Annotated in this window: 8 protein-coding genes; 6 read left to right on the forward strand and 2 right to left on the reverse strand. The window is 65.3% G+C overall.

The genetic code is table 11. From position 1 onward, the window contains the following. Window position 1: 1 nt before the first annotated feature. From FAY22_RS05705 to FAY22_RS05730, 6 genes are all read left to right on the forward strand, one after another. Window positions 2–1312, forward strand: a complete 1311-nt coding sequence (locus tag FAY22_RS05705; protein ID WP_146329317.1) for a hemolysin family protein — start codon at window positions 2–4, stop codon at window positions 1310–1312. An 85-nt stretch (window positions 1313–1397) separates the two neighbouring features. Continuing rightward, window positions 1398–1784 (forward strand): hypothetical protein, encoded by a 387-nt coding sequence (locus FAY22_RS05710; RefSeq protein ID WP_146329318.1) that lies wholly within the window; start codon window positions 1398–1400, stop codon window positions 1782–1784. A 72-nt stretch (window positions 1785–1856) separates the two neighbouring features. Further along, complete coding sequence (locus FAY22_RS05715) at window positions 1857–3170, forward strand: TolC family protein (RefSeq protein WP_146329319.1); 1314 nt, start codon at window positions 1857–1859, stop codon at window positions 3168–3170. Continuing rightward, complete coding sequence (locus FAY22_RS05720; protein WP_146329320.1) at window positions 3167–4729, forward strand: efflux RND transporter periplasmic adaptor subunit; 1563 nt, start codon at window positions 3167–3169, stop codon at window positions 4727–4729. Before FAY22_RS05715 ends, FAY22_RS05720 begins: the two co-directional genes overlap by 4 nt. Further along, a complete protein-coding gene (locus FAY22_RS05725; protein ID WP_146329321.1) occupies window positions 4726–7854 on the forward strand; it encodes an efflux RND transporter permease subunit in 3129 nt (1042 codons plus the stop codon). Before FAY22_RS05720 ends, FAY22_RS05725 begins: the two co-directional genes overlap by 4 nt. A 52-nt stretch (window positions 7855–7906) precedes the next feature. Further along, window positions 7907–9907, forward strand: coding sequence for an acyl CoA:acetate/3-ketoacid CoA transferase (locus tag FAY22_RS05730; protein WP_305778381.1), 2001 nt, complete (start codon window positions 7907–7909; stop codon window positions 9905–9907). Window positions 9908–9958: 51 nt separating this feature from the next. Here FAY22_RS05730 and moaA read toward each other — a convergent pair whose 3' ends face one another. Together moaA and chrA are read right to left on the reverse strand one after the other, a co-directional pair. Further along, entirely contained in the window at window positions 9959–11068 is a 1110-nt protein-coding gene (moaA, locus tag FAY22_RS05735; RefSeq protein ID WP_146329322.1) for a GTP 3',8-cyclase MoaA, read from the reverse strand. A gap of 39 nt (window positions 11069–11107) precedes the next feature. Continuing rightward, entirely contained in the window at window positions 11108–12451 is a 1344-nt protein-coding gene (gene chrA, locus FAY22_RS05740) for a chromate efflux transporter (protein WP_146329323.1), read from the reverse strand. Window positions 12452–12532 lie beyond the last annotated feature (81 nt).

The raw sequence follows: 12532 nt of genomic DNA on the forward strand, positions 1-12532 counted from the left end.
TATGGAAATAGCGATACTGTTCGGTCTGATTCTGCTGAATGGCTTGTTTGCCATGTCCGAGATAGCGCTGGTCACCGCGCGCCGGGCGCGCCTGCAAAAGCTGGCCGATGCCGGCGATGCGGCGGCGGGCGCAGCGATCCAGCTGGGCGACGATCCGAACCGCTTCCTGTCCACGGTGCAGATCGGGATCACCTCGATCGGCATCCTGAACGGTATCGTCGGCGAGGCGACGCTGGCGCAGCCGTTCGCGGTCTGGCTGCAGGGCCTCGGCATGCGGCAGTCGGTGTCGCACTATTTCGCCACCGGGCTGGTGGTGTTCAGCATCACCTATTTTTCCATCGTGCTGGGCGAACTGGTGCCCAAGCGCGTCGGGCAGATCAGCCCGGAGCCGATCGCGCGCCTGGTGGCGCGGCCGATGCTGTGGCTGGCGGCGATCTCCAAGCCGTTCGTGCGCTTTTTGTCCGGCTCCACGCAGCTGGTATTGCATGCGATCGGCGTGAGCGAGCGCGCCGAGCCGAGCGTGACCCAGGAAGAAATCAACCTGCTGCTGGCGGAAGGGTCGAGCGCCGGCGTGATCGAACACCATGAGCACCAGATGGTGCGCAATGTCTTCCGCCTGGACGACCGCCAGATCGCATCGCTGATGGTGCCGCGCAGCGATGTCGTGTATTTCGACGTGCAGGAATCGCTGCAGACCAACCTCAAGCGCTTCGAGGAAACCGATCATTCGCGCTACCCGGTGCTGCGCGGCGGCTGGGACGATGTGCTGGGCGTGGTCAGCGCGCGCCAGCTGCTGGCGCAGACGCTGCGCGGCGAACAGCCGAACCTGACGCAGCATCTGCAGCCGGCGGTCTTTGTGCCGGAATCGCTGACCGGCATGGAATTGCTGGAAAACTTCAAGAACTCCGGTGTGCAGCTGGCGTTCATCGTCGACGAGTACGGCCAGGTGCAGGGTATCGTCACGCTGCAGGACGTGATGGAGGCCATCACCGGCGAGTTCAAGACGCCGCGCGCCGAAGAAGCGTGGGCGGTGCAGCGCGAGGATGGCTCCTGGCTGCTCGACGGCCTGATCCCGGTGCCGGAACTGAAGGACCGCCTGAGCCTCAATGGCGTGCCGGAAGAAGAGCGCGGCCGCTACAACACGCTGAGCGGAATGATGATGCTGCTCCTCGGGCGGCTGCCGCAAACCGGCGACCGCTGCGATTGGGAAAGCTGGAGGTTCGAGATTGTCGACATCGACGGCAAGCGCATCGACAAGGTGCTGGCCTCGCCCAAGCAGCCGGAGATGCCGGCGCCCGGGGCGGAAGGATGAAATATTTTGCGGCTGCTTGATCTGGATGCGCCAATTAACATGCCGGGCAGCATCATGACCGGGAGCGGATTGGTACAATCGGCATATGGATCGGATTCGTCACACTCGCCGCTTCGTCGCGCTTCTGGCGCTCGCCAGCCTGCTGTTCATGCAGCTCGCCGTCGCGGCCTACGCCTGTCCGAACACCGCAGCGGCGCAGTTCGTGGCGGCAGCCGACGAAGGCATGCAGGGTTGCCACGACATGGACACGGTCCAGCCGAACCTGTGCCAGGCACATGATCAGGCCGGCAACCAATCTCTCGACAAGCCGCCGTTCCCCGATGTCCAGCCGTTCATTCCCGCCGCGCTGCAACTGGAGGTGCGCAACGCCGAAACGCGGCGGACGCAGGCGCGCATGCATCCCGGCGACATCTTTCTGACGCGGGCCACCGCACCGCCCCACGCGATCGACCACTGCTGTTTCCGAATTTGAAACCCCGGACCGCCCGAATTGCCGCGCCCCATACCCGCGCGCAGCTGGTTGATGCTTGTCTGGAGGATTTTCATGTCGTTGCATGTCAAAACGTCCCTGTGCGGACGATCATTTCTTGTTCGCGGCACCGCCTTGCTATTGCTTGCCTGCGCCAACCCGGTATCTGCCGGCGACGCGCTGACGCTGGAACTGGCGCAGCGCATCGCGCTTGGGCGTTCGCGCCAGCTGGCGGCCCAGGATCAGGCTTCATCCGCTGCGCGTGACATGGCCGCTGCCGCCGGCCAGCTGCCGGATCCCGTGCTCAAGCTCGGTATCGACAACCTGCCGGTCGAAGGGCCGGACAGCTACAGTGTCGCGCGCGACTCCATGACCATGCGCCGGATCGGCGTGATGCAGGAATTGACACGCGCCGACAAGCGCTACTGGCGGGCCGAACGCTTCACGCGCGAAGCCGAAAAAATCCAGGCCGACAAGGCGGCCACGGCCGCCGCGATCGAACGCGACACCGCGCTGGCCTGGCTCGACCGCTACTACGCGGAAGCGATGGCGCGGTTGTACGATGCGCAAATCGAGCAGGCCCGGCTGGAAATCGAAGCCGCGCAAAGCGCCTACCGCGGAGGGCGCGGCGCGCAGGCCGACCTGCTCAACGCGCGCAGCGGGATGGCCGCGCTTGAGGAGCGTGCGACCGAGGCGGCGAACCGCGTGCGCAACGCGAAAACGATGCTGACGCGCTGGGTCGGCGATGCGGCCGGCACAACGCTCGCCGGCAAGCCCGATACCGGCAGCGTACGGCTCAACGTCGCCGCACTCGAAGGCGAACTCGCCCACCACCCGCAAATCTCCACGCTGGGCCGGCAGGAAGCGGTCGCCGAGGCCGAAGCGCGCCTGGCGCAGGCCAACCGCCATTCCGACTGGGCCGTGGAAGTAATGTTCAGCCAGCGTGGTTCCTCCTACGACAACATGATTTCGGTCGGCCTGTCTGTGCCTCTGCAGTGGGACCGCAAGAACCGGCAGGATCGCGAACTGTCCGCGAAGCTCGCGCAACTGGAACAGGCCAAGGCGGAGCGCGAGGATGCGCTGCGCGCCCATGTCGCCGAAGTGCAGACCATGCTCAATGAATGGGAAAGCGCGCGCGAGCGCCGTGCCCGTTACGAGCGCGAGCTGATTCCGTTGAGCCGGGAGCGTTCGGAGGCGGTGCTGGCGGCCTATCGCGGCGGCAAGGCGGGGCTGGGCGACGTACTGGCGGCTCGCCGCAACGAGATCGACATGCGCATGCAGGCGCTGCAGCTCGACGCGGACATCGGCCGCCTGTGGGCACAGATTAATTTCCTTATTCCTGCGGGCGGCGACGCGCCCCGGACCATGACGGACAAGGACGGCAAATGAAAACGAGGAATATCGTTCTCGCACTCGGCGCGCTTGCGCTGTTCGGCGCCGGCGGCTATGGACTGTACCGGCTGGGCGTCAGCCAGGGCGCTCAGTCCGCGCCGCCCCAGGCAAAAGCGGCGGAAGCGAAGACAGGCATGACCGACCCGGCGACAGGCCGTACGATTCTCTATTGGCACGACCCGATGGTTCCGGGCACGCGATTCGACAAGCCCGGCAAGTCGCCTTACATGGACATGCCGCTGGTGCCGGTCTATGCCGACGCCGCGGGCGACGGTAGCTCGGTCAGCATCAGCCCGCGCGTGCAGCAGAACCTGGGCATCCGCACCGCGCAAGTGACGCGCGGGCGGCTGGCCGCGGCGCTGGAGGCTGTCGGCAGCGTCGCCTTCAACGAGCGCGACGTGGCGCTGGTGCAGGCCCGCAGCAACGGCTTTGTCGAACGGCTGGCGGTGCGCGCGCCGCTCGACCGCGTGCGCCGGGGACAGGCGCTGGCCGAGCTGTATGTGCCGGACTGGATCGCCGCGCAGGAAGAATACCTGGCGGTGCGGCGCATGCGCGGCGGCGACGAGCTGGTGGCGGCGGCGCGTCAGCGCATGGCGCTGGCAGGCATGTCCGAAGCCCAGATCCGGCAGGTGGAGGCCAGCGGCAAGACCCATGCGCGCGTGACGCTGACCGCGCCTGGAAGCGGCGTCGTCACCGAACTGGCCGCGCGCGAGGGCATGACGGTGATGGCCGGAGCGCCCCTGTTCCGGATTAACGGACTCGACACGGTATGGGTGAACGCCGAGGTGCCGGAGAACGCAGCATCCCGGCTGCGCCCCGGCATGGAAATCGAAGCACGTTCCGCGGCCTTGCCGCAGACCCTGTTCAAAGGCCGGATCGGCGCCATCCTGCCCGACGTGAACCCGGCCACCCGCACGCTGAAGGCCCGGGTGGAACTGGCCAATACGGGGGGGCAGTTGGTGCCCGGCATGTTCGTCACCGTCGGTTTTGCTCCGGCTGCAGGCGAGGAGGTGTTGCTGGTGCCGGCCGAAGCGGTGATCCGGACCGGGCGGCGCGACGTGGTGATCGTTGCGCAAGACGACGGCAAGTTCGCGCCGGTCGACGTCGAAACCGGGGCCGAAGCGAACGGCCAGACCGAAATCCGCAAGGGACTCGGCGCGGGCCAGAAGGTGGTGGTCTCCGGCCAGTTCCTGATCGATTCCGAAGCCAGCCTGAAGGGCAGCGCCAATCGCATGGGCGCCGGACAGGCGCCGGATGCGAAGAAGGCTGGCCTGCCGCTGCACCGCGGCGAGGGCAAGGTCGAATTCATCAGCCAGGACACGATCACCATCTCGCACGGCCCGATCGTGTCCCTGCAGTGGGACGCGATGACGATGGACTTCAAGCTGCCGGCCAACGCCCTGCCAAAGGGCATCGGCGTAGGCGACACTGTCGCGTTCGAATTCCGCCAGACGGCGGACGGCGAATTCGAAATCGCCGGCATGAAGCGCCTGGCAGCTGCGCCGCCGCAGGAACATGAGCATGAGCATCAACATGACAGCGGAGGGCACAAATGATTGCCAGACTGATCCGCTGGTCGATCGCCAACCGCTTCCTGGTGCTGCTGGCCACGCTGATGCTGGCCGGCTGGGGCATGTGGTCGCTGTCGAAGACGCCGCTCGACGCGCTGCCAGACCTGTCCGACGTGCAGGTGATCGTGCGTACCACCTATCCTGGTCAGGCGCCGCAGATCGTCGAGAATCAGGTCACCTATCCGCTTACCACCACCATGCTGTCGGTGCCCGGCGCGAAAACGGTGCGCGGCTATTCCTTCTTCGGCGACTCCTTCGTCTACATCCTGTTCGAGGACGGCACCGATCCCTACTGGGCGCGTTCGCGCGTGCTGGAGTACCTGAACCAGGTGCAGTCGCGCCTGCCGGCGCAGGCCAAGGCATCGCTCGGGCCGGACGCCACCGGCGTGGGCTGGGTCTACGAATATGCGCTGGTCGACAAGAGCGGCAGGATGGACCTGTCGCAATTGCGCGCGTTGCAGGACTGGTTCCTGAAATACGAGCTGAAGGCGGTGCCAAACGTGTCGGAAGTCGCGTCGGTCGGCGGCATGGTGCGGCAGTACCAGATCGTGCTCGATCCCGGCAAGCTGCGCGCTTACAACATCACGCACGCAAGAGTGATCGAGGCGGTGCAAAAGGCCAACCAGGAAACCGGCGGTTCGGTGCTGGAGCTGGGCGAGGCGGAATACATGGTGCGCGCCTCGGGCTACCTGAAATCGCTCGACGACTTCCGCAAGATTCCGTTGACGACCAGCGAAGCCGGCGTGCCGGTGCTGCTGGGCGATGTCGCGCACCTGCAGGTCGGCCCCGAGATGCGGCGCGGCATCGCCGACCTGAACGGCGAGGGCGAAGTTGCCGGCGGCGTGATCGTCATGCGTTCGGGGAAAAACGCGCTGGACACCATCGGCGCGGTCAAGTCCAAGCTCAAGGCATTGCAATCGAGCCTGCCGCCGGGCGTGCAAATCGTGCCGGCTTACGACCGCTCCGGTCTGATCGAGCGCGCGGTCGACAACCTGCAGCACAAGCTGCTCGAGGAATTCGTGGTGGTGGCGCTGGTGTGCGCGATCTTCCTGTTCCACCTGCGTTCGGCTTTCGTCGCCATCGTGTCGCTGCCGCTGGGCGTGCTGGCAGCCTTCATCGTGATGCATTATCAGGGCGTGAATGCCAACATCATGTCTCTGGGCGGCATTGCCATCGCGATCGGCGCGATGGTCGACGCCGCCGTGGTGATGATCGAAAACGCGCACAAGCATCTCGAGCAGTGGCGCCATGCGCATGCGGGGAGCGTGCTGGAAGGGGAGGAACAATGGAAGGTGATCGGCGACGCCGCCGCCGAGGTCGGGCCAGCCCTGTTCTTTTCGCTGCTCATCATCACGCTGTCCTTCATCCCGGTATTTACGCTGGAAGCGCAGGAAGGCCGCCTGTTCTCGCCGCTGGCCTTCACCAAGACCTATGCGATGGCGGCGGCTGCCGGCCTGTCGGTGACGCTGATCCCGGTGCTGATGGGCTACCTGATCCGCGGCCGTATCCCTGATGAGCAGCGCAATCCGCTCAACCGCTTGCTGATCGCCGCCTACCGGCCGCTGCTGGTGCGCGTGCTGCGCCATCCCTGGACGACCGTGGCGCTGGCGGTGCTGGTGGTCGTGCTGACCGCCTGGCCGCTGAGCCGGCTGGGTGGCGAATTCATGCCGCCGCTGGACGAAGGTGACCTGCTGTACATGCCCTCGGCCTTGCCCGGCATCTCGGCCGGCAAGGTGTCCGAGTTGCTGCAGCAGACCGACCGCCTGATCAAGACCGTGCCCGAAGTGCAGAGCGTGTTCGGCAAGGCAGGTCGCGCCGAGAGCGCGACCGATCCGGCCCCGCTGGAGATGTTCGAAACCACGATCCAGTTCAAGCCGCGCGAGCAATGGCGCCCCGGCATGACGCCGGACAAGCTGGTCGAGGAACTCGACCGCGCCGTCAAGGTGCCGGGGCTGTCGAATATCTGGGTGCCGCCGATCCGCAACCGCATCGACATGCTTGCGACCGGCATCAAGAGCCCGGTCGGCATCAAGGTGTCCGGCGCCAGCCTGCAGGAAATCGACCGCGTCGCAGTCGAGATCGAGCGCGTCGTGAAGGCGGTTCCGGGTGTGAGTTCGGCGCTGGCCGAACGTCTCACCGGCGGCCGCTACGTGGATGTGGATATCGACCGCGGTGCGGCGGCCCGCTATGGGCTGAACATCGCCGACGTGCAGGGCATCGTGTCGGCCGCGATCGGCGGCGACAACATCGGCGAGACCATCGAAGGCTTGCAGCGCTTTCCGATCAACGTGCGCTATCCGCGCGAGCTGCGCGATTCGGTCGAGCGGCTGCGCCAGCTGCCGGTGCTCACCGAACGCGGCGCGCAGATCCGCCTGTCGGACGTCGCCGCCATCCGCATCAACGACGGCCCGCCGATGCTCAAGAGCGAGAATGCGCGCCTGTCCGGATGGGTCTATGTGGATATCCACGGACGCGACATGAAGTCGGTGGTGCGAGACATGCGGGAGGCGGTTGCCAGGGACGTGAAGCTGCCGGCCGGTTACGCGCTGTCCTGGTCCGGCCAGTTCGAATACATGGAACGCGCCGCTGCCAAGCTGAAGATCGTGGTGCCAGCCACGCTGCTCATCATTTTTGTGCTGCTGTACCTGACCTTCCGGCGCGTCGACGAGGCGGCGCTGATCATGGCGACGCTGCCGTTCGCGCTGGCCGGCGGCATCTGGCTGCTGTGGCTTTTGGGCCATCACCTGTCGGTGGCCAGCGGCGTCGGCTTCATCGCGCTGGCGGGCGTATCGGCCGAATTCGGCGTCATCATGCTGTTGTACCTGAAACACGCATGGGAAGAGCGCGTGATGGACGGCAAGGCCAGCGAAGCGGACTTGCTCGACGCAATCCGCGCAGGCGCCGTGTTGCGCGTGCGGCCCAAGGCCATGACGGTGGCCGTCATCATCGCCGGTTTGATTCCGATCATGGTCGGGGCCGGCACCGGCTCGGAAATCATGCAACGTATCGCCGCGCCGATGGTCGGAGGGATGATTACCGCGCCGCTGTTGTCGATGTTCGTGATTCCTGCGGTTTACCTGCTGATGCGCCGGCGTTCCACGCGCAGATAGTGGCCGGCAGGGGCAGGACGTCGGCGGTGCGCCACATGATGAAGGAGGAATCGTGGCCCATCCCGTCCTGGCGCAGATCGTGGGCGCGTCGCGCCATCTGCACCGCCACAAGATTGTTAGCGCCGCCGAAGCGGTACGCCTGATTCACAGCGGCGACACCGTCGCGACCGGCGGCTTCGTCGGCATCGGCTTTGCCGAGAACATCGCCGTTGCGCTGGAAAAGCGCTTCCTTGAGAGCGAGGAGGAATTGCTGGGCAAGGGCACGCCCTGCGATCTCACGCTCATCTATGCGGCAGGCCAGGGCGACGGCAAGGAGCGCGGGCTCAACCATCTCGGGCATGAAGGGCTGGTGCGGCGCGTCATCGGCGGCCACTGGGGCTTGGTGCCGCGCCTGCAGCAGCTCGCGATCGCCAACAAGATCGAAGCCTACAACCTGCCACAAGGCGTGATCACCCACCTGTTCCGCGACATCGCCGCCGGCAAGCCGGGGCTGCTGACCGAAGTGGGGCTCGGCACCTTCGTCGATCCGCGTTTCGGCGGCGGCAAGATCAATGCGGCCACCACCGAAGACCTGGTCGAGCTGATGACGGTCGGCGGCAAGGAATACCTGTTCTACAAGGCGCTGCCGATCAACGTCGGCATCATCCGCGGCACCACCGCCGACCCCGACGGCAACGTGACGATGGAAAAGGAGGCGCTGACGCTGGAAGCGCTGGCGATCGCCATGGCGGCGCACAATTCTGGCGGCATCGTGATCGCGCAGGTGGAGCGCATCGCCGAGGCCGGCTCGCTCAATCCGCGCCAGGTGAAAATCCCCGGAATCCTGGTCGATTGCGTGGTGGTGGCGGAAAAGCCGGAATATCACATGCAAACCTTCATCGAGCCGTACAGTCCTGCGTTTGCCGGCGAAATCCGTGTTCCGGTGTCGTCCATCAAGCCGATGGAAATGAGCGAGCGCAAAGTCATCGCGCGGCGCGCGCTACTCGAAATCAAGCCGAACAACGTGGTCAACCTCGGCATCGGCATGCCGGAAGGCGTGGCCAGCGTGGCGGCGGAAGAAAAGCTCCTCGACCTGGTGACGCTCACCGCCGAGCCCGGCGTCATCGGCGGCATACCGGCTGGCGGCCTCAACTTCGGCGCCGCCACCAATGCCGAGGCGATCATCGACCAGCCCTACCAGTTCGATTTTTACGACGGCGGCGGACTGGACGTGGCTTTCCTCGGGCTGGCTCAGGCCGACCGCCACGGCAACTTGAACGTGAGCAAATTCGGTCCGCGCCTGGCGGGGGTGGGCGGCTTCATCAACATCAGCCAGAATGCAAAGAAGGTGGTGTTCGTCGGCACCTTCACCGCAGGCAAACTGAACGTGGAAATTGCCAGCGGCAAGCTCGCGATCAGGCACGAAGGTTCCGCGCCCAAGTTTGTTGACGAGGTCGAACACCGTACCTTCAGCGGCGAATACGCGCTGCAGCGCGGGCAGAGCGTGCTTTACATTACCGAGCGCTGCGTGTTCCGGCTGGTGCTGGCGGGACTGGAAGTGGTCGAAGTCGCGCCCGGTATCGACCTGGAACGCGACGTGCTGTCGCAGATGCGGTTCCGGCCGGTGATCAGCCCGCAACTGAAGCTGATGGACGAGCGCATCTTCCAGCCGGCGCCGATGGGATTGCGAAACGACATCCTGTATCTGCCGCTGGCGCAGCGCCTCACCTATGACCCGAAGCGCAACCTGTTCTTCGTGAACTTCGAGGGCTACGAGGTGAAGAACGTCGCGGACATCGAAGAGATACGCAACGCGGTGGAAGAGCGGCTGAAGCCCTTAAATAGGAAAGTGCCGGCCGTGGTGAATTACGATAACTTTTCCATCCTGCCGGACCTGATGGACGGCTATGTCGATATGGTGCAGGAGCTGACCGAAAACTATTACAGCCGGGTCACGCGCTACACCAGCAGCGCATTCATGCGCAGCTACTTCGGCAAGGCGTTCCGCAGGCATCAGGCCGATCCCGGACTGTATGCGAGTTCGGAGGAGGCATTGTCGCAGTTGGGAGGGTAGCATCCTGGATGGCGCTGACGACAAATGGTGCGGCAGAGAGAAGCCAGGCGCTTACCCTCCGATATAGGACATCTCCACTTTCATGGCCGGCTGCGCCAGCACGGCGGTATGCGCCGTGCGCAGCTCCGAATAACGATCCGCGCGCGCGCGCCACAGATGGGCAACGGCGCCCGCGATCTCGTCATCGCTGCGCCCGCCCCGCAGCAAGGCTCGCAAATCGTGGCCACGGGTGGCGAACAGGCAGGTGTACAGCTTGCCCTCGGTCGACAGGCGCGTGCGCGTGCAATCGCGGCAAAAGGCGCGCGTGACGCTGGAAATGACGCCGATTTCGCCGCTTCCGTCGGCATAGCGCCAGCGCTGCGCGGTTTCGCCGGCGTAATTGGGATCGATCGGCTCCAGCGGCATTTCCGCGCTGATGCGGCTCACCACGTCCGCCGAGGGAATCACCTCATCCATTTTCCAGCCGTTGCTGGTGCCGACGTCCATGTACTCGATGAAGCGCAGGATGAACGGCGAACCCTTGAAGTGGCGCGCCATCGGCACGATTTCCTGATCATTCATGCCGTTCTTGACCACCATATTGATCTTGATCGGGCCGAGTCCCGCATCGTGCGCCGCCGCTATGCCGTCAAGCACGGCCGACACCGGGAAGTCGACATCGTTCATGCGCTTGAAAGTTGCGTCGTCGAGCGAATCGAGCGACACGGTCACGCGCTGCAGACCGGCCTGCTTCAGCGCCCGGGCCTTCCTGGCGAGCAGGGAGGCATTGGTGGTCAGCGTCAGGTCGAGCGCCTGGCCGTCCGGCGTCTGCAGCGCCGCCAGCATTTCGACCAGGTGCTCGATGTTCTTGCGCAGCAGCGGTTCGCCACCGGTCAGGCGGATCTTGCGCACGCCGTGCGCGACGAAAATCTTCGCAACACGTGTGATTTCCTCGAACGATAGCAGGGACGAGTGCGGCAGGAATGCATGGTCCTTGTCGAACACTTCCTTGGGCATGCAATAGACGCAACGGAAATTGCAGCGGTCGGTCACCGAGATGCGCAAGTCTTGCAAGGGCCGCGCGAGCGTATCCGCGAGATGCCCGGTCGGCGCTTCCGGTACGGAAGGGACGACGGGAACGATATTGCGGTGGTCGGCAACGGGAATGAATTTTTCTGCCATGGACTATTGCGGAGATGCCGGCGCCGGAGGGGGCGGCGCTTAATGGAGATAAGATACCACGAGCCCTGCCAGTGCACAGGCAGCGATCACCTTGATCGTTCCCGCCTTGAAACGCATCAATGCCAGCGCGGCAGCGGCGGCGATTACGATCGCTGGCCAATCCCAGGTTTGCACAGCCCCGGCCAGGCGGAACACGTGCTCGGCGAAAAAGACGGCAAGGCTGACGATGACGCCGACGACCGCCGCCGAAATCGCCGTCAAAGGCGCGCTCAGCCGGATGTCGCCGCGCGTGGATTCGACCAGCGGACCGCCGGCCAGGATGAACACGAACGATGGCAGGAAGGTGAAGAAGGTCGCCACGCAGGCGCCGGCGGTGCCGGCCAGCAGCAGGCTGTCGGCGCCGAACACGGCCTTGCTCCAGCCGCCGACGAAGCCGACGTACGCGACGATCATGATCAAGGGGCCGGGCGTCGTTTCCCCCAGCGCCAGGCCATCGACCATTTGCGCTGGCGTCAGCCAGTGGTAGGAATCCACCGCGCCCTGATACACGTATGGCAACACCGCGTAGGCGCCGCCGAAGGTCATTAATGCCGCCTTGCTGAAGAACCATCCCATTTGTGCCAGAGTACCGGCGGCGCCGTAACGAATCGCAAGCAAGGCCCACGCTATGCCACACAGCACGATCCCGCCGCTGACGACTCCCGCCAGCCGCATCCACGAGAATCGGGCATGGGGCGGCGTCGGCGTGTCGTCGTCGATCAGCGCCGGGCCGAACGACGCCTCATTTGCGCCCGCATTGCTTGCGCGGGCGCCGAACTGTCCGGGCGCGATGCGGCCGCCGATCATGCCGAGCACGGCGGCAGCGATCACAATGGCCGGAAACGGAACGTGCAGGGCCGCGATGGCGACGAAGGCCGCCACCGCCAGCGCTACCAGCCAGGCGCCTTTCAAGGTGCGCGATCCGATGCGCCAGGCCGCCGCCAGCACGATCGCGACCACCGCCGGCTTGACGCCATATAGCGCTCCCGCCACCAGCGGCACATCGCCGAATGCGAGATAGATCCACGACAGGGCGATCAGCACCAGCAGCGACGGCAGCACGAACAGGCTGCCCGCGATAATCCCGCCGACGGTGCGGTGCATCAGCCAGCCGATGTAGATCGCCAGCTGGGTCGCTTCGGGACCGGGCAGCAGCATGCAGTAGTTCAGCGCATGCAGGAAGCGGCGCTCGGAAATCCAGCGGCGCCGCTCCACCAGATCGGCATGCATCAGCGCGATTTGCCCGGCCGGGCCGCCGAAGCTGATGAAGCCCAGCTTCAGCCAGTACCGGAAGGCGGCGCCGATGCCGACTGGCGCAGGGCGCTGGAGCGAGGTCGGAGTCATGGCTTGTTTTGTCGGAGGAGTGGAATGCATTGCTGTTTGGAATGAAAAAGGGAGCTTGCGCTCCCTTTTTCACTGCCGTTG

This window comes from Noviherbaspirillum sp. UKPF54 (assembly GCF_007874125.1).
Taxonomy (GTDB): Bacteria; Pseudomonadota; Gammaproteobacteria; order Burkholderiales; family Burkholderiaceae_D; genus Noviherbaspirillum.

Coding starts and splice junctions, on each gene's coding strand:
- FAY22_RS05705 (WP_146329317.1), top strand. CDS start 2: ATGGAAATAGCGATACTGTTCGGTCTGATTCTGCTGAATGGCTTGTTT.
- FAY22_RS05710 (WP_146329318.1), top strand. CDS start 1,398: ATGGATCGGATTCGTCACACTCGCCGCTTCGTCGCGCTTCTGGCGCTC.
- FAY22_RS05715 (WP_146329319.1), top strand. CDS start 1,857: ATGTCGTTGCATGTCAAAACGTCCCTGTGCGGACGATCATTTCTTGTT.
- FAY22_RS05720 (WP_146329320.1), top strand. CDS start 3,167: ATGAAAACGAGGAATATCGTTCTCGCACTCGGCGCGCTTGCGCTGTTC.
- FAY22_RS05725 (WP_146329321.1), top strand. CDS start 4,726: ATGATTGCCAGACTGATCCGCTGGTCGATCGCCAACCGCTTCCTGGTG.
- moaA (WP_146329322.1), bottom strand. CDS start 11,068: ATGGCAGAAAAATTCATTCCCGTTGCCGACCACCGCAATATCGTTCCC.
- chrA (WP_146329323.1), bottom strand. CDS start 12,451: ATGACTCCGACCTCGCTCCAGCGCCCTGCGCCAGTCGGCATCGGCGCC.